The organism is Thermosporothrix sp. COM3 (assembly GCF_059696735.1).
Genome location: NZ_AP019376.1, coordinates 5,892,754 through 5,913,648 on the forward strand (window position 1 = coordinate 5,892,754; position 20,895 = coordinate 5,913,648).

A 20,895-nucleotide genomic window follows, 5' to 3' on the forward strand; every position below is an offset into this window, starting at 1 on the left:
AGCAGGAGGGCCTGCGCATGGGCAGACCCTCTTTCTGGTTCTTTTGCTTAGAGTTGGTCACTGTCAAGCCAGATAGTGACCGGGCCATCATTGATCAGGCCAACCTTCATATCAGCGCCGAAGATACCACCGGCAACCGGGATCCCATAAGACGCGATCATCTCCTGAAAGCGCTGGACCAGCGGTTCGGCAAGCGCTGGAGAGGCGGCGTTGATAAAGCTCGGGCGGCGACCTTTGCGGGCGTCGGCATAGAGCGTGAACTGAGAGACGACCAGCGCTTGCCCGTTGATATCGAGGAGCGAGCGGTGCATCTTGCCCTCTTCATCCTCAAAGATGCGTAAATGAACGATCTTCTCGCATATCTTCTTGAGCTGTGCTTCTCCGTCTCCCTGGCCGATACCAAGCAGGATCAGGACTCCTTGTCCGATCTCGCTGATACGCTGCCCATCAACAGTGACGCTGGCCTGGCTGACACGCTGAATCAGTGCTCTCATTCGTTTTCTTTCTGGCTGGTTTGAATAGCAACGGCAATCGCAATTGAAAACTGGGCCAGATCAGCAATGCTTACATCGAAAGCGCTCAATCCTAACTGTTTGGCGCGCAGCATTGCCACACCGTGCAGGCGAACGCTTGGACGTCCGCTGGCAAGCTGAACGACCTCCATTTCGCGCCACTTGACACCGTGAATACCGGTGCCAAGCGCTTTGCTGATGGCCTCTTTTGCGGCGAAGCGGCCAGCCAATCGAGCAGCCTTGCCGCGACACTGCGCAATCTCATTATCGGTATAAATGCGCTTTAAGAAACGTTCTCCATGTTTTTCAAAGACGTTTCGGATTCGCTCGACCTCGATAATGTCAATGCCGACCGCCACATTCACGCCCTGAGGTGGGGTGAGTGGGGCCGGGAGACCGGCCACTCCGGTGGGCCCGAAGATCCAATCGGGAATAGGTTCGCCCGGCTGGCGAATCAATGGTGTAAAGAGGAGTGGACGGTCTTGAGTTGACATAGCATTAGTCCCCTTCTGTCAGGCTTAGCGCTGGCTCGCTTGGCAGTGTGCTTGTGGTGTCTCCCGGCGGTAGAATGGTCGGCGCGGGGCCGGAACCACGACCCATGCCGCGATAGATGAAGCCACAATTTGTCATCTCGGATGGCTCATACATATTGCGGCCATCGATGAGAATCGGGCGGCGCATGGACTCGCGAATACGCTGCATATTGAGCGACTTGAATTCGTTCCAGTGTGTCACGAGGACAAGCGCGTCACTGCCTTCTGCAACGTCGTATGCAGTTTCACAGAACGTGACATTGTCGAGCGAAATAGAATGAAGTTTCATGGCCTCGACGGCTGTTTCGCGGGCAACAGGATCATAGGCGCGCACGGTTGCACCCTGAGCGGTCACCCAGCGGATAATATCGAGAGAGGGCGCTTCACGCATATCATCAGTATTGGGCTTGAAGGCCAGACCCAGAATGCCGATCACGCAGCCGCGCAGGGAGCCAAGAATGTCTGTCAGCTTGTTGACAACCAGGCGGCGCTGATCATGGTTGATCTCCATGACGGCATGCAGCATCTGAGGATGGAGGCCCGCTTCATCGGCCATGTGGGCCAGCGCACGTACATCTTTCGGGAAGCAGCTACCGCCATATCCCAGGCCAGCATCTAAGAAGTCGCGACCAATACGCCTGTCATAGCCCATGCCATTGGCAACCTCTTTGACGTCGGCTCCCAGGCGCTCGCAGATCTGAGCGATCTCGTTAATGAAGGAGATCTTGGTTGCGAGGAAGGCATTGGAGGCGTATTTAATCATTTCGGCGGTGTAGATGTCGGTGATCATGATCGTCGCACGGAGAGGCAGGTAGAGGCGTGCGACCTTTTCGGCGGCGTCTCGCTCGGAGGAGCCAAGCACCACGCGGTCGGGATTCTGGAAGTCTTTAATTGCATCACCTTCGCGCAGGAACTCGGGGTTCGAGACGACCGAGAAGGTGACATCCGGACGCTTGAGATTGTTGCGAACGATACGCGAAACAATATCACCACTGCCGACAGGAACGGTACTCTTGTTGATGATAATCGCGTAGTGATCCAGCTCCTCGGCGATCATGCGGGCCGCGCTTTCCACAAAGCGCATATCTGCGCCACCAGCGACGGAGCTTGGTGGAGTGTTGACCGCAATAAAGATGAACTCTGCATTTTTCAAGCCTTCGGCATAGCTCGTTGTGAAATGGAGGCGTCCCGCTGCGACGTTCCGTTCGACCATCTCTTCAAGGCCGGGCTCATAGATTGGGAGAATGCCGTTATTCAGTTTCTCAATTTTTTCTTCAACAATATCGATACAGGTAACTTGGTTTCCCATATCGGAAAGACAGGTTCCGGTGACAAGTCCGACATACCCGGTACCAATAACACTGATGACAGCCACGGTAGTGTTTCTCCTCGTAATTAGTCTAAGCTGACAAAAGGATTTTCGTATTTTTCTTCTTCTATAGAAGTGGGCTCTCCATGACCGGGAAAGACCGCCAGATCTTCGGGAAGCGTATAGAGTTTGGTTCGGATCGAATGAACAATCTGTTCATAATCTCCGCCCGGCAAATCGGTACGCCCTATACCGCGATAAAATAGCGTATCACCACTAAAAATGCAATACTCAGGACACAGGAAGCTGACACCTCCGGGCGAATGGCCCGGGGTTTCAATCACCTCAAGCGAAAGCGTGCCGATAGTGAAGCGGTCACCCTCTTTCAAGAGCATGTCCGGTTTGCGCTTGACCAGGGGGCCTTCTTTCCCGAGCATACGGGCTGTATCTGCGTCGGTATACATATACAGGTCGGCGGAGTGGATTGCCAGCGGGACGGGATAGACTTCGCTGACCGCGTCAATAGCGCAGATGTGGTCATAATGGCCGTGCGTATTCAGAATATATTTTGGGGTGATCTGTAGCTCTTTTATGGCATTCAGGATGCGCTCGGCTTCATCGCCGGGATCGATGATCACTGCTTCACGCGTCTTCGGACAGGCGAAGAGGTAGCAGTTCTCAGCAAGTTCCCCCACGGTGATGCACGCAATAATGGGCTGATCCTGGTGATTTGCTGTCTCTGACATACTGTTTCTTCCCTTCTGATCGGTGCGCCAAATACTGACTCTCATTATAACATAAGCCCTGCAATCTCTCATGGAACGTTTTTTCGCCAGAGAATACAGTCTCATTCCTGGTTCCAATGCAGAAGACGACAGGGGTTTCTGCGCTATACAATTTCTTATAGTTCTGGCGTACCAGATGCCTCTGCTGAGAAAAGAGGCGCTATGGGCCGAAAGCGAGGGCCTTTTTCCTCTACCGGTTTCTTACGAAAGAATAGGATGGGAGAGTACTGAGATAGCAGAATATTCCTAATGTATCGTGCTTTGGGGACGCTCAGGCCATTTGTCCTGTTCGGGAGAGGAAGGTTGAGGCAATAGATCAAGCGCAAGTATTCTTTATAGCAGAAAACTGGACTTGAATAAAAAAGATGCTGTAGAATGTCTAATGGACGCCCACCGTGTTCGTCGGTTTTGTGCAAAGGTGTGCAGATGTTCAATTTTTCAGTGGTTGGTTTTCATCCAGGAGGAAAGAAGTTTCAATGGCAAAGGATCAACAGGAACGCAGAATGTATCGGAGAAGTCCTGGCCGTCAGTATGGATATGAATATGATCCGTTGCGTAGTCGAAGCGGGAAAATAACAGGAACCAGATCGAGTGAAGCGCTCAACGGCCGCGAAGAGACCGGGAGCCGCTCCGGTATTCTGTTAGCACAGCGACCCGATCCACGCCGAACGCGGCAACTGTTGCGACAGCGTATTATCGCCAGCAAAGCGCATGAGCTGGCTGAAAAAGAAGAGGCCATCTCGCCTGAAACGGATGAGCTGGCGAGGCGGCATCCTCGTACGTCTGATGATCTCGTTCATTATACGCCTGCGTCTCGTCGCGCTCGTCCGCGTCGTACCGAGAGCGTGCACCTTCCTCCTCATCTGCCATCCACCCGCAAGCTTATGGAAGAATATGACGAGGAAAACGAGCTTGCTCCTCTTGATATTGAAGCCGATCCAGATGTTGGATACGACGACCTTGCTGAAGATGAGTATATCGACCATAGCGCTTCCGGGCGCTCGCGGCGTTCTGTTGTCCTGCCCCCTGCTGTGCCGTCGCGGCAAGGGAGCACCTCGTTGCGCTCGCCAGTACATCGCACACCGCCCTCGCATGACTTTGAGGACGAGGACTATGATGACGCGCCCTATGAGGAAGAGGTAATTGACGAGGACGAGTATGAGGAGATGGTTGGCAAGAAGGCCGGGCGCCCGCGGAAGAAGAGGGGGAAGTGGACCCGCCGCGGGGTCTTGCTTGGTCTGGGAGCAGCGACCGCTGCGGGTGCTGGCATTGCCGCGTATCAGCTTGCTCCCCGCGTGCCACAGATCGCCGGTGATGTGGGGGCAAACGTTCAGCGCCAGATTGAAGATGCCTTTAATAAGGGTGTGGCTCAAGGTGCAGAGTCGGCCCGGAAAGAGCTGCTCATGGCACTGGACAACCTTGAGGGCTTTACGCTTGATGGAGCAATGGCTGCGGCAAAGCTGACGCGCGTCGCCTATGACGTCTTCATCTCGCCTGTCATTCAGGCCGGGGCGAGTATTGCCGGAAATTTCCTTTCGGCGATGTATCAGGCATTTAAGACAGCGCGCGGGATGCTAGCAGCGGTCAGACAGGACAATCAAACACTGGCTGCGATTGAGAAGATCCTGAAAACCTGGGAAGATCAGGTAACACATATGCCCAAACAGCTCAATACGATCACTCAGACCGATCTGGATGGGGCGCAGGCCTATCTGCGTGCCTTGAAGCGGAAGCTGGAGGAGGAAAAGGCGAAACTGACCCAACCACAAGGCACGGCGACGCCGAAAGCGAATACAACACCAACACCGAAAAAATAAGGGATCGAGTACGCGATCCCTTACCCGCTTATTATTGCGGAATATAATAAATCACGTAGCGATCTTCAAAGATCTCTTTCTTATAGTTTGTTCCCTGCATCTTTTTCTCTAGCGCTTTGAGATGCTCGGCGCTCTTCGGGAAGATATACGCCTTGACCGGCGCCTGATCAACCATCTCCTGATAGGGCCGATACCGCGTCAGACCCGGGCGGAGATTGGGATACAGCACGCTACAGATGATCTGTTCTTTGCTATGGAAGATCAGATCATTGCAGGTCCAGTACTCTGAATAGATGCGGGTCGCACCAATAGAAAGCAGGTGGTTCACCAGACGATCCCGTTGCTGATAGTTGCGGTACGCATCGGGCACATCTCGAATTGTTCCAATTGTACCCCGCACAAAGGTTACAAACAGAATCGCCAGCAGGATGCTGCTGACAATGCCCAACGCACGCTGTTTCCAGTTGATCGCTTTGAAGAGGCGCCCGGCACCTACCCAGACAGGCCAGAAAATCGCGGGCATGGTGTCCAACAAGCAACTGAGGTAGCGAGCTGAAGTCACAGGATAGACCGCTCCGTGGGTGCTTGTGATATATTGCCCGAAGGTCAGACAGGCGCTGAGCAGGACCATAACGCGGGCACTCTTCAGAATAAACAGCTCTCGTTTCTCGGCATCCTGAGAACGGAAGATTGCTCGATGACGCCAGACCGCAACAATAGCCAGAATGGTTGCCAGGGCCATGAGCAGCAGAAACACAATTCCCCAGGTCAGTGCGGCGATTGAGCAGCCGATGGTGGCAGAGGTGGGATGTCCAAAGAGAATCCAGTCCTGATCCGGGCAGGATGGGTACGCGCCTGTTGCCAGTGGCAGCGCGATCATGATGGAGCCCAGAAGCTGATGGAGCAGGGTCAGATGTTTCTCTGCCATTACCCCATCACTGACGCCATGCATATGAAGGAGCACAGAGACCGAGTTCTGTTCCAGAAATACCTTCATATCGGACAGCAGCGAGATATTGTAGTAGATCATAGGGAAAAGTCCCAGCAGCAGTCCCCCGATAATGCAGAGCAGCGGCCAGCCCCGCGCCTCCCGCCAGCAGAAGATCAGCAGGAAAATCGAGGCGGTGACAACGAAGGGCAGAATGATAAGGTCTACCCAGAGGATGACCCCGAAAATGACTCCCAGAAGCGCAAAGAGCGTGTACCGTTTCCACGGCACCATAGGAGATGGGCGCTCTCTGGTGGGGGCCGTCAGGGCCAGCTTGGTAGCAATGAGCAGAATAAAGGGGGCGGCAACCGTCATCTCTGGATACTCACCGACGGCCTTGATCAGGCGCAGGATCACTTCGGGTGAACCAAAGCTGAGCAGCAACACCGATGCCAGCGCGTAGCGTTCGGTGTAGAGCAAGCGCACCAGGAAATAGGTTCCAATAAGAAAACCGGCATACATCAAGATAAGGCTGAAGCGCAGCGTGAAGAGTGAGGGACCGAACAAACGAAAGAGTGGCGCCGCCAGATACGATTCTACCGGGCCCATATATGCCTGACCATAGAAGAAGATCGGCAATTCCCCATGAAAGGCGATGCGCATGCCCGCGATCCCCAAATTTCCCTCATCACTATTGGTTGTCGGCCAGTTAAATGCAAGAAGTATACAGCGAAAGAGTGCGGCCAGGACAACAATCAGAATCATACTATAGGTATAGGGGTTCTTTTTAAACCATCGTACGTTTAAAATAGCCTTTTCCTCCCTCAAGACAAGAAAAAATAACCCATCTCATGCGGTATTTATGTTTTTTCTTTACCTCTACTATACTATAGGGCTTTTCTCTATGCCAGTGTCCTTCGTCCTCTATAGCTATTAAGTAGGAGAAAAGAGAGTAGGAAACCGATTTTTTTGATGGTAATATATCAGACATGAAGCTACAGGAATTTTGGTCGTTGCTGTATCCCCTTGTCTGTTCGCAGCGAAATGTGTTGGGATATGCAGCAACCTGCTCGACACTCTCTGTGTTCCGGCTGTATGAGTGGTATGGCTGTACAGAGGAGCTGAATACACTCTTTGAGCCATCCCATCAGTACATTCTCGACAGGCAGTATGATGCCTATCAGCGGGCCCGCAGGGCCTTGCTGGAACTATCCTATGCCGAGCGTGTAGAACTGATCGAACAGGGACGCACTGCCCTCGCCTGCTGGTGGAATCGTGATCTCTACGATACGTTGTGTGTTCTGGTAGAGGCTGGCGATTGGGAGGTCTCCGAGGTTGAGCGCTGGACCGATACAGAGAATCAGCAGTATCATCTGCACCCGCTTGGCTCGCTGGCTCGTTCCTCCGAACCAGCGGCGTTTGCACGCTTACAGGCACTGGTGCAGGCGGGTCTTACTAGCTTTCAGGCACCCTATCCGAGCTTTTATGCCGGAGTTGAAGCCTGGCTGCTGCTGCTGGCATATGGGCGACTTGAGCATGCGTCTGTGGTAGAAGATCTGCGGAGCTGGCGCATGTATCGTCACTTCAGCCGTGAGCGTTATAGCTGGAAAGCGCTCAAGTACCTGCCCGGGCGTGTGCGACAGCCATTCCTGAGAGCCTGTGCCGAGGCGCTTGCTGCTGATCCTCTGGACGAAGAGGGTGAGAACCTCTATATGAGCGTGGGCGCTTTCCCGCTGTCGGCACTTGCTCGCCCTGTTTTAGAGCGGATGGTGATGTTCGCAGATAGCACGCTGGAAACCCTGAATGTGTTGACAGTTGAGCCATCGCCCGCGTTACTAGATGAGTTGCGTCAGGTAAGTAGCTGGCAGCGCTTTCTTGCCGCAAAGCCGGTGACAGACAGCCTTTATCAGGCGTTATATGAGAGCTTTGCGCCCGATGAGGAGGCACAACAGCTCTTTGCCTTTTTGCGTCAAAACGAGTATCTGCCTGCCGAAGCGGTGCCGGCCGTGCGCAAGCCTGAGCTCTTGAGCGCACTCCTGCAATTCTGCGGGGAACCGGGTGATCCACTATTTCAGCCAGACGGACAGATCGCGCTGCCCAAATTCGTCAAGCTCGCCCGTCTGGTGGTCGCGGCAAATGGGGGCTATGATCCTGTGCGCCTGCTCGAAGTTGCTGCCCACGCATATGACGAAGACCGGCTCTATTTCGGACATGACGCGGTGCTCTGTGCGATGGTGCATCCAGCGATCGTGCTGGACGAGAAGCGCGCGCTGATACAGCAGGTCTCGAAGGTGCTTGAGCAACGGAAAAAAACGAAGACGAAAATGCAGCAGTTGCTTCGCTGGACGCGTGTGCATGGCTATTTACCTGAAGAGGATGCGAAAAGAAAAGAGGGAATGGTTGCCTCCATCCCCTCCTGAAAAGGACGTCAGGCCCTGATTCGTCGTGCCTGCCACGCGGTCACCAGTTGCGAGAGTAACGCACCGAAGAGTTGTGACAGGCAGACGTTCAGGGCTATTTTTTGTGGCGTAAGCGCTGCCTGATTGAGCTGCGGCGAAGCAAACAGGGAGAGCGCCACAATTGCCAGAAATGGAGCCATTGCCCCGAAAGTTGAAAGAAGCATGGTCGGAAGGGTGGTTTGTTGGAAGCTCAACCAGTCATCTTTGCTTTGGGGCCAACCAACCTGCGTAAACCAGATAACCAGCGTTGCTATCCAGGTGAACAGATAGCCTGTGGCTATCCCGTTGATGCCTGAAAGCACCGAGATAACGCCCATCTCCCATTGGGATGGATTGGGGCCGGAGGCAAAGCCAAAGCCGTTGAGCAACAGCCCGACCAGGAGGAATTCTGCGATACAGAGGATGAGCAGGAAATTGACTCCTTTCAGGTAGAAGCCGTCGGGAATGCGCGGGGAACGTGCCGCACGCCTGCGCGATTGGAGTAACAGTTCAAGTCGGTTGATCTCCTTATCAATCTGCGGGATAAAACCAAAGAGCAGGGCCTGACGGACAGTGTAGAGCGTTCCCCCGAAGGGCGCTTGAAACCAGTTCAGCACGACGCCCAGAACAATCGCGTTGCTGTTGGCAAAACGGGGCATGTACAGATGATGTACCATGACCTCGGCAAAGAGATAGCCAACAAAAAGATCCAGCCCGATGGCAACCAGCGCGAGGATGGGCATGCCAAGCAGGCTATGCAACAGGAACCAGTAGAGCGAGCCCGCGATAGAGCCAAAGCGCGTCCGCAGGTAGTGTAGCTCGCGTCTCATATCCCGGGTTGGCCCTGTCAGGGTGAGAATACAGGTGCTGAGTAACAGGTTACATACGCCAAAGATCCCCCCGGTAAAGGCTGCCGGGGCGCTCAGGTAATAGTGCCAGAGGTGATGAAACTGGGCGCCCGGGTGAAAATGAGGGGTCCAGAGATTGATCAGCAGGAAGAGCCCGACCAGTATGCACATGCTCCCGAGCGTCAGGGATGTGCTGCGCTGTGCCCAGTTCCAGAGCGTTTTGAGGGTGGTAAAAATGGTAGTGGTCGGGAAAAGCTGTTCCCTGATTTCATCGGTATATTTTTTGAGGGTTAACAAATCGAGCTGTGATTGCATGCTCTGGATTTCTGAGGAGCCAAGTGTATTGAGGCGTTGCTGTAATGCTGGCATCAGGCGAATGAGCTTCTGTAACTCTCGGAACTCGTATTTATCCAGTGTTCCCCCTCGTTGGAGTCGGCGCTGCTGCGTGGCGCACTGGCGCATGAGCCTTTTCAGATTCTGGCGTTCTTGCTGATAGCGCTTGCTGTTCTCGCGCTCTTGTTCCAGAAAGATGTGGTAGTTCTCAAGTGCATCTTCCATCCAGGAAAGCAGGATATGCAGGCTATTCTGATTCTCGGCGATGCTTGTGCGCAGTCGCTCCACTCTCTCTGGCGCTGTCCTGCTGTGCCTCTGCGCTTGTCGTAGTTGCGTTTGCAGACGGATCAGTCGGCTTCTCAACAGATGATACTGTTCCTGGTAGAGTTCCTGACGTGTCCTTGCTTGCTCTAAAAATGTATGTGTCTTGACCTCAAAATCACGTTGTGGTGCCGATGTTTGCAGCGTCCCCATAAAGCTCCCCTCCACGTTTCTTATCCCAGCACTCCTGTTCGGCGTATCTGTGGTTTTAGCTATGATCTCATTGCCGCCTGACCGACATGCTACTATTATAGCATAGAGAGCCTTTTCAATATTTCGTATTTGTAGTGCGAGGAATGTTATTATTTTTGCAAGAAAGGAAGCGTAGATATCGGGAAAATATCTCTACAGTTTTTAGCCTATAGCTCAATCATTGCTGGTACAAATTTCTTATAGGGCCATATAGAAAAAGCGAGGTCCATTACCGATGGACCCCGCAACAGCTCATTTCGAGCGAATCATTCTGATGATTTCCTTCATATTCGGTCGTTGCCCATACATCAAAATGCCGAGGCGATAAATGCGAGCGGCTACCCATGCACACACGAAGATTCCTGCAATCATCAGGAGAATGCTCAGCCCAATCTCCCAGGGCGCTGCTGACATAGTGCCCACGCGCACAAGCATCACAGTTGGCGTAAAGAAGGGGATGAATGACAGGATTTTGAACCAGATCGCACTTGCTGTTGTTGCGCCGTAGAGACTCACGATGTAGCCAATCATAAAGAGCCAGGTAAGAGGTGTCGCGGCCGATGAGACCTCTTCCTGCCGTGAGACCAGCGCACCAACTGCCGCGAACAGGGTTGCGTAGAGCAGGAAACCAAGAATAAAGAAGACGAAGACAAGCAGTAGCAACGGAATTGAAACGCCTGCCAGCGCGATGGTAATGCCGGTCTGCCCGATGCCCAGAGCGTTTTGCAAAGGATGTTGAAGTAGCAGGAACAGAATCCCGGTAACGGTCAGTGCCGCCATCTGAGTCAGCCCCACCGCGCCGATTCCGATCACCTTTCCAACCATCAACTGAAATGGCGTTGTGGCGTTGACCAGAATCTCAATGATGCGGTTGCCCTTCTCTTCAGCGACACCGTTCGCCACCTGAATTCCATACATAAAGACAGTGACAAAGATCAGAATGACGCCGATAAAGGCGGTTATCATACCAATAGCCAGGTCTGTCCCGGAGCGGGCATCCTGTTGCGTTTTTACAACGTCAAGGGTGACGGGGGCAAAAAGATCCTGTGTCTGTTGGGGGGTCAGGTGGAGCTGATTAGCCCGGTCCAGAATGGCAATTTGTTGCGCCATCGCTTGCACTGCTGATTGATCGGGATCGATACTATCGGTATTGCTGGTATAGTACTTGAAATGCAGCTTCTGATCGGCTCCTCGATCGATAACAACCAGTACAGAAAGCTTTCCTGCTTTTACCTGCTGCTCAAGTTGCTGGCTGTTTCCCTGCTCAAGCTTCAGCTTATAGTGTGAGGCGTCTCCATTCAGGAGATCAGAGAGTGTCTTCTGGAGTGTGGTGTTCTCCATACCCGCGATGGAGCCTGCATTGTTTGCAACCGTCAGGGTTTTCTGGTCGTTACTGCCCTGATTAAAGAAGGCGATAATGGTCGGGACGCAGGTTCCAAGCGCAACAATGATCAGCATAATGATGGTACTGATCACAAACGAGCGCTGTCTTACACGGGTAGTATATTCTCGTCCGATAATCAGGGAGATATTGCGTAGTGTGTGTTGTGAAGCGGCGCCTCCTTGCCCTGGAGCAAGCGTTGTCTGTTTCTCGTTTGGGGGTGACGGTATCTGACTCATGGTCTGACATTTTCCTTCTTCTAGATACTAAGCAGAGTGGGAAGGGGCATCGGGAAGCGCGATTTGCCCCACTCGCGCGATAAAGATATCAGTAAGAGATGGTTCAACCAGCTCGAAGAGCGTGACCATGCCATTCTGACGCAGGGCCTCTGCGAGAATAGTGTTGGGAGTGACGGAGGGTTGAATGCGCAGCTCAATATAATCCTGACGCCGCTTAAGTACCTGAACGCCTTCTATGGTGTCGAGCCAGGCACATTCCGGGTCGTTGTCCAGTTTGATACGGACGATGTTGCGTCCATGCTGGCGCTTGATCTCGCGCACACTGCCCTGAACGACAACCTCCCCCTTATTGATGATCACAACATCCTCGCACATTTCCTCCACCTGTTCGAGCTGATGCGTCGAGAAGATGATTGTTTTGCCACGACGATGCATCTCAAGAAAGGCATCCTTCAACACATTGGCATTCACCGGATCAAGACCGCTGAAGGGCTCATCCATAATCAAGATATCGGGATTATGCATGATGGTTGCTAAGAACTGTACCTTCTGCTGATTCCCCTTCGAGAGCTCCTCAACCTTCTTTTTCCGATTGGCATTGATTTGAAAGCGCTCCAACCATTCGTCAAGTTCCTTCTGTGCATCCTGTTTTGATAGGCCGTTGAGGCGCGCCAGAAAAAGCAATTGCTCTTCTACGATCATTTTGGGATAGAGCCCCCGTTCTTCGGGCAGGTAGCCCCAGTGATGTCGGGGAACCTCATGGACGGGTGTGCCCTGCCACGTGATTCGTCCACTGTCGGGGCGGATAATATCCAGAATCATGCGCATGGTAGTCGTTTTTCCCGCGCCATTGGCTCCAAGAAAGCCAAATAGAGAGCCCTCTTTCACTTCCATTGAGAGCTCTTTGATGGCCTGGAATGAGCCAAACGATTTGTTGATGTGCTCCACGGTCAGTCCCATGTATGCGGATCTCCTTCTTTATCTTCTATGCTGTGCATCTTTCTCTGCCAGAGCGTTGCATGGTTTGTATTGGGAGGATAGTATGTCCCTGTGCCTTTTCTCATAGAGCATATACGTATGAGGTTATTCGCCGGTAGTATGTGAGCGCGGAGTGAAAAAAGAACCTGCCAGACAAACATTCGTAGAATTGCCTGGCAGGGAACGTGCGAGGCTATTCTTCTTTTGAGTTCACAATTGGCTCGGTCTTTTCTGTCCGGTGACCCTCTGGTTCTGGCTTTTTCTGGTCATCCGGAATGATAGGTTCCTCCAGGGCGTTTTCTGCTGTCCTGTCAGGCTCCTGGATTTGTTCGTCCCCCTCTTTGGGCTCGGTATCCTCTGGCTGTGCGGTCTCAGACTCCTGCTTCTGCGTAACGCCATAGGTGATCGCGGTCTCTCCCTCTGGCACAGGCCGTGATTTACGCATAACCAGATAGGTAATAGGCAGGAGCGCGATCAGGACGACAAGTGATGTCCATTGCGCCTGTTTGAGGCCCCAGGCCAGCCCGAATGGCTCCACAATTACGTTATCACGAGCAAAGAAGACGACAAACTGTGTAATCGCGTACCCGAAAAGGTAGACCAGCATCAGGGCGCCGGGGCGACGGAAGCGTTTCGCCAGGAAAAGCATCACAAGCAAAAGGGCAATATTGGCGAGCATCTCGTATCCTGCGGCTGGCTCAACTGGAACGCCACAGGTGCTCGGGTTATGACAGGCCCAGCTATCGGGATGCAGATAAACGGTTGCCCAGGGAATGTGGTCGTTGCGATAGCCGATAATATCGCCGTTAATCAAGTTTCCGATCCGACCGAAGATCTGCGCTCCTGCCGCAAACAGGACTCCCGCATCGATCAGCACTAGCGGATTGACGCGTTCCACTCGTGCCCGCCAGATCAAGGTAGGAATAACCAGGAAGATCGCGCCATAAAAGGCCATTCCACCTTCCCAGGTTGCGATGATATGAATTGGTTGTTTCAGGTAGTAGTCGACAAGATTATCTTGCTGGATCACAAAATAGAGGCGACCGCCGATAATACCTGCTGCAATACACCACCAGAGCAGGCGGTATACAAGTTCCTGGGTGATGCCCTTACGCTTGCAATATCCCTGAATGAACCAGAGACCCATCAAGATAGCAACAACGTACATCAAGCCGTACCAGCGCAGGGCGATCGGGCCAATTTGCAGCAGGACAGGATTGATATTCAGGTAGATTGGTGGCCCGATTTTCAACCAACCCCAATCGAGGAGCGGCTGCGTTGCGGTTATTGCGGAGAGTGTGTGCATGCTTTCCTTACTCCGTATTGTTCTTTTTTCAAAAGGTCAGAGGAGCTCATTGCTACCGAGTTGCGCCCCAACAAAGTTGGAGAAACGTGATGCCTGTTCTCTTTACGAAATTTACGGTATGATGTTTGTGACAAGCCGCCCGCTCTCCCTCTTGCTTGTATGATAGTATGCATTTCCATTACGTGCAAGTAGGGAACTGTATCTTTCAAGAGTTGAAAAAGAGGTAAGAAGTGTTATATGTTATTTTTGAGGAAGGAGCTGAATATGTGCAGTGAGGAACCGATCTCTCTGGCCGGAAACCAGGTGCTGTTGCGAGATTGGCGGCTCCCGGATCTGGACTATTACCGAAACTGGATGCGTCCTGATGCCCCCTGGAAGGCGTTTGATGGTCCCTACTATCCATTGCCCTCGCCCGAGCGTCTGGAGGAGATTTGCCGGGAGAAGCAGGAACAAATTGAACAACATGCATTCCCGCCCATACGCACCAATCTTGTGATTGCTGACCGGGCGACGGAGTGCATGCTAGGAACCGTTTCAAGCTACTGGGAGAGCCGTGAAACAAACTGGTTATGTGTGGGTATCGTGATCTATGATCCGGCCTACTGGCGCGGCGGACGCGGCTTTGAGGCACTTGGCCTATGGAGTGATTATTTATTTCGCGTAGATGAACGCCTTGTGCGGCTGGACCTGCGGACGTGGTCGGGGAATACTGGAATGATGCGCCTGGCGGAAAAGCTTGGTTATGTCCAGGAAGCACGTTTCCGCAAAGCCCGCATTGTCGGAGGTATATATTATGATGGGTTGGGCTATGGCGTGTTGCGCGAGGAGTGGCAGAGCCGCTATCCCGGGGGATTTTCCCGTTTTTTGCTGCAAGCGCGTGCAGGAAACGATAGATAACCTTCCATATTCTGCGTTATAATGCTTCCTTGAAGCGTTTCCTTCAGCGAAAGATCTGCGCCTGTGCTGGTACTTCCGGGGGAGGAGCAACTGAGCTGTGAAGAGATGTGAGAAGAAGCGCTTCTTTCTGTTCGTATGTCAATGGCAGAAGCAGTAATCTGGATCAGGAAGTGTAGCAAAGGTGAAGGATCGATCTTTTTATCAGCGTCGTGTCATCATACTCCTTATCATTGTGGTGGCTCTGGCTTCCTTTGGTCCGGTGCGCCGGGCGCTGTATTATGGGGCCTTTCAGCGGGGAACCTGCACTATTTTGGAGCAGCGCGTGCGCACGATACAGGGGCCTGTGACCGCCGCTTTTGCCCCGTATGTACGCTATGCGGTATATCCTGCCAATGGCAACGTCGTTCAGGCTGAGGGATTTGACGGGCCGGAGTCCCGCATTTATCGGAAACGTGAGGAAGTGAATGCGCTTCTGGCACGTTTCCAGCCCGGGAAAGCCACTCCTTGCTGGTATGATCCGGCTGACCCGACGCATGCCTTCTTGGTATTTCAGGGATATACATTCCAGATGGCATCGGGGCAGTTCTTTTTTTACGCGCTTGTCTTTGCGCTCTTTGTGCCTATTCTCTTTCTCTGTCTGGAATGGTTAATCTGGCGCTTTCTGGTGCTGCGCTTTCGCGGCGTCGTCGTCATAGGCGCAGTCGTCAAAACCGAGGTGAAGCCGGGACGAAGCTTCCTCTGGTGGCGCGGAGAGCCTTTTTCCGAGCATACTATTCTCTATAAGGCGCGGGGGCGCAAAGGAGGAGAAGACACTGTACGCTACATTAAATACGTGTCAACGCCGCTAGAGGAGCGGGAGTTTGTTGATTGGCTCAAAGTACCGATCTGCTATGATCCCAGGCAACCGCGATATGATCGTTTTGGGGATCGCCCGCCGCTCTATTTTGTGCTTCCCGGGCTGGTGATCGGGCTTCCACTGCTGGCTATGCTGCTCTCATTTCTCTATGATATTGTGATGCGCATACCCGGCTTTTCGTAAATTCCCTGCCTGGTAGGAAACAAGCTGAAACAAGTTACCTGTATTGAATGTAGAAGTTCGTAATGATATAATGGAAAGCAGGATAGTATGGATAGACAGCAGTTATTGCAAATGGCTCGTGAAGCGGCTCTGCGTGCCCATTGCCCCTTTTCACATTTTCGGGTAGGGGCGGCGCTGGTAGCTGGAGATCAGGTGTTTGTTGGTGTGAACATCGAGATCTCAAGTTATGGCTTGACGTTGTGTGCTGAGCGTTCGGCGTTGTCGGCCGCGGTGAGTGCGGGCGCTGGCCCAATCACTCAAGTTGCGGTTGCCTGCATCGATGTGCCTCCGACTGCATCGATTGCCGGTCGTTCGCCCTGTGGGGCCTGTCGGCAATGGCTGGCAGATCTGGCACCTGACGCGACGATCTACCTTGACGGAGTAGAGCGTGAATTTTCTGTGAAAGACCTGTTACCGTATGCGTTCGGTTTGTAGGAATTCCCCTTGACATCTGGAGGGATTCTTAGATACGCTATAAGTCCCGGATATAACAACTTGTAGTGCGGCTCCCCTGGTGCGTCAATTGCGTTCTTCGCTAGAGGTGTCCAATGTGGTTTGGCGCTTCTGTGCTCCAGTACCACAACAATCGAACACGTTCTGCTTCTGAAAACTGGCTCGGAGTTGTAAAGTACAGGTGTTTCTGGGCTCTGCTTTTTTCTTTCCTCTCTTTTGATGAGTGGATCGTGCCTGCCTGTCGTGACTCCTCTCTTTGTTCTGTATGTGCCACCGTATGTGTCCCCCGAGGGTGGCATAACGGGAGAGGAGACAACAGGACACGGTTTTTCTCGCATCTTCCTCTCATAGAGGAGTGTGGATCACCGCAAAGCCTGAACCGTACTCTCCTTTGTTGTCTGCTGTTACCCTGTGTTTGCTTGATCGCAGGAAGGAGTATGTGCTATGGCGCAGCGTTTCACCCTCGGCGTCGAAGAAGAATTTCAGATGGTTGATAAAAAGACCGGCCATCTTGCATCCCATATTCACACAATTCTGGAAAAAGGCGCGTCCATCCTGGGTGAACACATGAAGGCAGAAATGTTACAGTCAACTGTAGAGCTGATCTCGAATGTCTGTCCGAATATCGCTGCTTTGCGCCTTGATTTACAGCATATGCATTCCATCCTGGGACAACTGGTTGAGTCCGAAGGACTGGCCCTGATCAGTGCGGGTACGCATCCTATCTCCAGTTGGCACGACCAGATACGCACACAGAATGAGCGCTATGAGAAGTTGGAGGAAGAGTTTCAGGATGTCGGGCGCTCAATCCTGATCTTTGGCTTGCATGTGCATGTAGGTATTGACTCGCATGAACTGGCTGTGCCGCTGATGAATCAGTTGCGTACCTGGCTACCGCATATTCTGGCGCTCTCGACGAACTCGCCTTTCTGGGCCGGGCGCGATTCCGGCATCAAGTCATGGCGTTCCATTGTCTGGCGGCGCTTTCCTCGCTCTGGTGTCCCGATCCTCTTCCAGTCCACCCGGGAATTCGATACATACGTACAGGAACTTATCAAAACCGGCTGTATTGACGACGGAAAACGCATCTGGTGGGATATTCGCCCGCATCCGTTCTACCAGACTGTTGAGTTCCGCATTGCTGATATGCCTGCGACCTTTGAAGATACGATTGCATTGGCCGCACTCTGCCAGGCATTGGTTGCGAAGGTAACCCGTCTGCATGAACGGAATCTGGCGACGCAGGTTTTGCCTCCTACATATATTGAAGAGAATAAATGGAGGGCCGCTCGCTATGGTCTCGATGCGGAATATGTCGACTTTGTGCAGGCGCGACGCATGTCGATGCGGGATGCCGTGAACGAGATGCTGGACTTTGTAGACGATGTGCTTGATGATCTGGGCAGTCGCCGCGAGATCAACTATCTCCGTGCTCTGCTTGAAGATCCCAGAGGGACCGGAGCGGATCGACAGCTTGCTGTTTATCGTGAAACGGGCAGTGTCCATGCCGTGACCCATTACCTGATGCAACAGATGGTACAGGATGTTGTTCTGAATAAACACTGGTAGGCTGGCAGATGCGCGTGCAGGTCCTGCTGATTGTCCTGTGGCTATTCAACATGACGTGGTAGCGACGTGGGGTCCCTGGTAGCCACAGGGGCTATCAGGGCCCCACGTCGCCCCCGAATATCCCGACTTATGCTTCTCCCAGAGAGGCGAACAGATAGCAATTGAACTGCACTGCACGCTCAAGATCAGCCAGTCTGATATTTTCGTTGGGTGAGTGAGCGGCGCTTCCCCAGTAGGCGGCATTCCCCGGAGCTGACAGACCCGGCAAGCCAACCCGCTTACGCAGGGATTCCAGCAGGGGCAGCGTCCCTCCACCAAGCGGTGTAATCTCGGCAGGCTTGCCCGCGAAAGCTTCCGCAATGGCCTGAATGCGCTGCACAAAGGGATCTTCAATCGGCGTCATATCGGCCCGGCAATAATCAAAGGCCGTTATACGGATATCGCCGTATCCCTGAGCTGCAAGATGCGCTTTAAGCTTTGCCAGAATATCTTCAGGGTCCTGATCGGGCACCAGACGGAAATCAAGCTTTGCCATTGCGCGGGCGGGTAAGACCGTTTTGGTTCCCTCTCCTGTGTAGCCGCTGAGCAGTCCGGCAATATTGCAGGTCGGCGCAAATGCCTGCCGCTTGCGCAGTTCCAGCCCGCTCAGGCCATCCACAAACTCCTCAAAATGGTAGGCCTGTTTGTACTGCTCTTCGGTATCATCCTGTGCCGCAAGGGCGGCAATCTGTTGCTCGGTGGGCTCTTTCACCGCATCGTAGAAGCCGGGAATCAGTACCTTGCCCGATGGTGAACGGAGCGTTGCCAGTGCCTGTACCAGCTTCCACGCGGCGCTTGGGAGAATCGGCGCTGAGCCCGAGTGCGCGTCAACCCCGAGTCCCTCGGCATCAAGCTGGACATAGAGCAGCCCTTTCGCGCCAAGCATCAGCTCTGGACGCCCGTTGTCGCCAAAGTTCGCGCCCTCCCAGAGCGCACCATCAGCCTGCAAAAGATGCGTGTATTTCTCGGCAATGGCGTCAAAGTTGACGCTTCCGATCTCCTCTTCGCCCTCAATAATCCAGCGAATGGTGATGGGGAGCTCGCCATAGAGAGCCAGCAGGGCACGAATCGCGGTCAGGCGCGTCGCGATTTCGGCCTTGTTATCGGCAACGCCCCGGGCGTAGAGCTTGCCATCACGGACTGTCGGTTCAAAGGGCGGCGATTCCCACAGCTCCAGCGGCTCGGGAGGCTGAACATCATAGTGGTTATAGAGAAGAAGGGTAAAGGAACTGCGTCCGCGAATTTCCCCGAACACGGCTGGGGCGCTTCCTTGAGCCACGAGTTTCTGTGTGGAGAAGCCGCTTTCTTGCAGCAACGTTTCCACCAGATTGGCCATTTCAGCGATACCGATGTTCTGAGCGGAAATACTGGGTTGACGACAGAGTCGCTCAAGAAGCTCCTGAGCCTCTCCAGCATGTTCTGATAGATAGGTCTGGATGCGCTGCATGTCGACTGACATCATGTCTTCTCCTTTCGTCCTGTGAGGTGTCAGCGAGGGGGAAAAAGAAAAAGGGAGCAGCCGTACACCTGGCTCTCGGCGCTCCCTTCCAGGGCTTATGCTCCCGCATTTTGCAGGAAGCGGATGACAGTGCGCACGCCCTTGAAGAACTGATCGATAGAGTATTTCTCGTTCGGGGCATGCAGGTTGTCATCGGGCAGAGCAAAGCCCATCAGCACCACGGGTACATTGAGCGTGGAGTTGAAGAGGGCCGCTATGGGAATAGAGCCTCCCTCGCGAGTGTAGATCGGCTCTTTGCCGTAGACCTCTTTCAGCGCTTCGGCGGCTGCCTGCATAATCGGTGCTTCAGGATTGACGACCAGCCCATCACCTCCATGGCCCATGTGCACAGTGACGTCGACTCCTGCCGGAGCAACATCTTTCACTGCCTTCTGAAGCAGCTCAAAGACTTCATCTGGCTTCAGATCGGGCGGAAGGCGCAGGCTGACTTTGGCCTTTGCGACTGCGGGGATCACGGTCTTGGAGCCTTCACCTGTGAAGCCTCCGACGATCCCATGTACCTCGAAGGTGGGACGTGCCCAGACACGTTCCAGTGGCGGATAGTTGTTTTCACCTACGAACTGTTTGATGCCCATCTCCTTGAGCATGCTTTCGCCCAGGTGCAGCGGATCGTTCCTCCAGAACTCCTTCTCCACCTCGGGAGCCGGACGCAGCTTATCATACAGGCCGGGGATGTTGATGTGCCCATCCTCTCCTTTGAGGCGGCTGATAATCAGGGATAGCGCGTGAAGGGGATTGGGGGCAACGCCACCATAGACGCCAGAATGCAGGTCACGCCGAGCGCCATGTACCTCGATCTCGGTGGCGATAATGCCGCGCAGTCCGGCAACCAGGGCAGGAATATTGGCTGACGGCATCCCGGTATCACAGATAAAGACCGCATCGCATTTCAGCTTCTCATGCTCAAACTTGACATAGTGCTCAATAGACTCGCCGCCGGCCTCTTCCTCACCTTCAATCAGGACGCGCACATTCAGCGGAAGCTTGCCTTCAACGGCCATCAGCGTTTCAAGCGCTTTGAGAATCAGCATTGTCTGGCCCTTGTCGTCGCTTGCGCCGCGGCTGTAGATGTTACCGTTGCGGATAGTTGGCTCAAAAGGGGGGCTTTCCCAGAGCTCTATAGGATCAACGGGCTGAACGTCATAGTGACCGTAAATAAGAAGTGTGGGTTTTCCCTCTGCTTTGAGCCACTCGCCATAAACGAGGGGATGACCTTTGGTCTCGATCAACGTGGCATCAAAGCCGATCCGTTGTAATTGATTGACCGCGTATTCGGCTGCCTGACGTACATCCTTCGCATGCTCGGGAAGCGTGCTGATACTGGGAATACGGAGCCAACCTTTGAGGTCTTCTAGAAAACGCTGTTCGTTCTCTGTGATGTATGTTTCCAGTTGGGACATCAGCCAAAACCCTTTCTATC

The 20,895-nt window shown here is 53.4% G+C and carries 17 protein-coding genes; 6 read left to right on the forward strand and 11 right to left on the reverse strand.

All coding sequences use genetic code 11. The features are described from left to right. Positions 1 to 47: 47 nt before the first annotated feature. Genes dtd through KTH_RS25315 form a run of 4 tightly spaced genes read right to left on the reverse strand, consistent with a single transcriptional unit; the run spans position 48 to position 3,100 of the window. Positions 48 to 494, reverse strand: a complete 447-nt coding sequence (gene dtd / locus KTH_RS25300) for a D-aminoacyl-tRNA deacylase (protein WP_497621628.1) — start codon at positions 492 to 494, stop codon at positions 48 to 50. Next, a complete protein-coding gene (gene acpS / locus KTH_RS25305) occupies positions 491 to 1,006 on the reverse strand; it encodes a holo-ACP synthase (protein WP_211326314.1) in 516 nt (171 codons plus the stop codon). The genes dtd and acpS overlap by 4 nt, the downstream gene beginning before the upstream one ends. A gap of 4 nt (positions 1,007 to 1,010) precedes the next feature. After that, positions 1,011 to 2,420 carry a UDP-glucose dehydrogenase family protein gene (locus KTH_RS25310; protein WP_111324904.1) on the reverse strand — a complete coding sequence of 470 codons (1,410 nt, stop codon included), beginning with the start codon at positions 2,418 to 2,420 and terminating at the stop codon, positions 1,011 to 1,013. Between the two features lie 20 nt (positions 2,421 to 2,440). Continuing rightward, positions 2,441 to 3,100: an MBL fold metallo-hydrolase gene (locus KTH_RS25315; RefSeq protein WP_111324903.1), complete on the reverse strand. Its 660-nt coding sequence runs from the start codon at positions 3,098 to 3,100 to the stop codon at positions 2,441 to 2,443. A 515-nt stretch (positions 3,101 to 3,615) separates the two neighbouring features. On the opposite strand from KTH_RS25315, the gene KTH_RS25320 reads away from it, so the two are divergent. Next, positions 3,616 to 4,956, forward strand: coding sequence for a hypothetical protein (locus tag KTH_RS25320; protein ID WP_497621632.1), 1,341 nt, complete (start codon positions 3,616 to 3,618; stop codon positions 4,954 to 4,956). Positions 4,957 to 4,987: 31 nt separating this feature from the next. Here KTH_RS25320 and KTH_RS25325 read toward each other — a convergent pair whose 3' ends face one another. Beyond that, positions 4,988 to 6,649 (reverse strand): ArnT family glycosyltransferase, encoded by a 1,662-nt coding sequence (locus KTH_RS25325; RefSeq protein WP_497621633.1) that lies wholly within the window; start codon positions 6,647 to 6,649, stop codon positions 4,988 to 4,990. A gap of 224 nt (positions 6,650 to 6,873) precedes the next feature. On the opposite strand from KTH_RS25325, the gene KTH_RS25330 reads away from it, so the two are divergent. After that, positions 6,874 to 8,304, forward strand: a complete 1,431-nt coding sequence (locus KTH_RS25330) for a hypothetical protein (RefSeq protein ID WP_497621635.1) — start codon at positions 6,874 to 6,876, stop codon at positions 8,302 to 8,304. Positions 8,305 to 8,312: 8 nt separating this feature from the next. Here the strand turns inward: KTH_RS25330 and KTH_RS25335 are convergent, their stop codons facing one another. The 4 genes from KTH_RS25335 to lgt form a co-directional block, all read right to left on the reverse strand. Further along, entirely contained in the window at positions 8,313 to 9,977 is a 1,665-nt protein-coding gene (locus tag KTH_RS25335) for a hypothetical protein (RefSeq protein WP_111324899.1), read from the reverse strand. 291 nt (positions 9,978 to 10,268) lie between these two features. Further along, a complete protein-coding gene (locus KTH_RS25340; RefSeq protein WP_111324898.1) occupies positions 10,269 to 11,636 on the reverse strand; it encodes an ABC transporter permease in 1,368 nt (455 codons plus the stop codon). A gap of 27 nt (positions 11,637 to 11,663) precedes the next feature. Beyond that, the gene (locus KTH_RS25345) at positions 11,664 to 12,596 is read right to left on the reverse strand and encodes an ABC transporter ATP-binding protein (protein WP_111324897.1); all 933 of its coding nucleotides are present in this window, start codon (positions 12,594 to 12,596) and stop codon (positions 11,664 to 11,666) included. Positions 12,597 to 12,807: 211 nt separating this feature from the next. Next, the gene (gene lgt / locus KTH_RS25350; RefSeq protein ID WP_111324896.1) at positions 12,808 to 13,920 is read right to left on the reverse strand and encodes a prolipoprotein diacylglyceryl transferase; all 1,113 of its coding nucleotides are present in this window, start codon (positions 13,918 to 13,920) and stop codon (positions 12,808 to 12,810) included. 264 nt (positions 13,921 to 14,184) lie between these two features. Between lgt and KTH_RS25355 the strand changes: the two genes are divergently transcribed. The 4 genes from KTH_RS25355 to KTH_RS25370 all read left to right on the forward strand — a co-directional run bounded on the left by KTH_RS25355 (position 14,185) and on the right by KTH_RS25370 (position 17,917). Further along, complete coding sequence (locus tag KTH_RS25355; RefSeq protein ID WP_111324895.1) at positions 14,185 to 14,817, forward strand: GNAT family N-acetyltransferase; 633 nt, start codon at positions 14,185 to 14,187, stop codon at positions 14,815 to 14,817. A gap of 181 nt (positions 14,818 to 14,998) precedes the next feature. Continuing rightward, positions 14,999 to 15,856, forward strand: coding sequence for a DUF3592 domain-containing protein (locus KTH_RS25360; RefSeq protein ID WP_111324894.1), 858 nt, complete (start codon positions 14,999 to 15,001; stop codon positions 15,854 to 15,856). 87 nt (positions 15,857 to 15,943) lie between these two features. Next, positions 15,944 to 16,330 (forward strand): cytidine deaminase, encoded by a 387-nt coding sequence (locus tag KTH_RS25365; RefSeq protein WP_111324893.1) that lies wholly within the window; start codon positions 15,944 to 15,946, stop codon positions 16,328 to 16,330. A 462-nt stretch (positions 16,331 to 16,792) separates the two neighbouring features. Then, complete coding sequence (locus KTH_RS25370; RefSeq protein WP_497621639.1) at positions 16,793 to 17,917, forward strand: carboxylate-amine ligase; 1,125 nt, start codon at positions 16,793 to 16,795, stop codon at positions 17,915 to 17,917. A 127-nt stretch (positions 17,918 to 18,044) separates the two neighbouring features. Here the strand turns inward: KTH_RS25370 and KTH_RS25375 are convergent, their stop codons facing one another. Together KTH_RS25375 and KTH_RS25380 are read right to left on the reverse strand one after the other, a co-directional pair. Further along, complete coding sequence (locus tag KTH_RS25375) at positions 18,045 to 19,418, reverse strand: M20/M25/M40 family metallo-hydrolase (RefSeq protein ID WP_497621640.1); 1,374 nt, start codon at positions 19,416 to 19,418, stop codon at positions 18,045 to 18,047. Between the two features lie 92 nt (positions 19,419 to 19,510). Next, on the reverse strand, positions 19,511 to 20,875 hold the full coding sequence (locus tag KTH_RS25380) for a dipeptidase (RefSeq protein ID WP_497621642.1): 1,365 nt from the start codon (positions 20,873 to 20,875) through the stop codon (positions 19,511 to 19,513). Positions 20,876 to 20,895: the final 20 nt, after the last annotated feature.

What these genes read in the sequence shown, in the direction of transcription:
- dtd (WP_497621628.1), bottom strand. Translation starts at nt 494, where the DNA reads ATGAGAGCACTGATTCAGCGTGTCAGCCAGGCCAGCGTCACTGTTGAT.
- acpS (WP_211326314.1), bottom strand. Translation starts at nt 1,006, where the DNA reads ATGTCAACTCAAGACCGTCCACTCCTCTTTACACCATTGATTCGCCAG.
- KTH_RS25315 (WP_111324903.1), bottom strand. Translation starts at nt 3,100, where the DNA reads ATGTCAGAGACAGCAAATCACCAGGATCAGCCCATTATTGCGTGCATC.
- KTH_RS25320 (WP_497621632.1), top strand. Translation starts at nt 3,616, where the DNA reads ATGGCAAAGGATCAACAGGAACGCAGAATGTATCGGAGAAGTCCTGGC.
- KTH_RS25325 (WP_497621633.1), bottom strand. Translation starts at nt 6,649, where the DNA reads ATGATTCTGATTGTTGTCCTGGCCGCACTCTTTCGCTGTATACTTCTT.
- KTH_RS25330 (WP_497621635.1), top strand. Translation starts at nt 6,874, where the DNA reads ATGAAGCTACAGGAATTTTGGTCGTTGCTGTATCCCCTTGTCTGTTCG.
- KTH_RS25335 (WP_111324899.1), bottom strand. Translation starts at nt 9,977, where the DNA reads ATGGGGACGCTGCAAACATCGGCACCACAACGTGATTTTGAGGTCAAG.
- KTH_RS25340 (WP_111324898.1), bottom strand. Translation starts at nt 11,636, where the DNA reads ATGAGTCAGATACCGTCACCCCCAAACGAGAAACAGACAACGCTTGCT.
- KTH_RS25345 (WP_111324897.1), bottom strand. Translation starts at nt 12,596, where the DNA reads ATGGGACTGACCGTGGAGCACATCAACAAATCGTTTGGCTCATTCCAG.
- lgt (WP_111324896.1), bottom strand. Translation starts at nt 13,920, where the DNA reads ATGCACACACTCTCCGCAATAACCGCAACGCAGCCGCTCCTCGATTGG.
- KTH_RS25355 (WP_111324895.1), top strand. Translation starts at nt 14,185, where the DNA reads ATGTGCAGTGAGGAACCGATCTCTCTGGCCGGAAACCAGGTGCTGTTG.
- KTH_RS25365 (WP_111324893.1), top strand. Translation starts at nt 15,944, where the DNA reads ATGGATAGACAGCAGTTATTGCAAATGGCTCGTGAAGCGGCTCTGCGT.
- KTH_RS25370 (WP_497621639.1), top strand. Translation starts at nt 16,793, where the DNA reads ATGGCGCAGCGTTTCACCCTCGGCGTCGAAGAAGAATTTCAGATGGTT.
- KTH_RS25375 (WP_497621640.1), bottom strand. Translation starts at nt 19,418, where the DNA reads ATGATGTCAGTCGACATGCAGCGCATCCAGACCTATCTATCAGAACAT.
- KTH_RS25380 (WP_497621642.1), bottom strand. Translation starts at nt 20,875, where the DNA reads ATGTCCCAACTGGAAACATACATCACAGAGAACGAACAGCGTTTTCTA.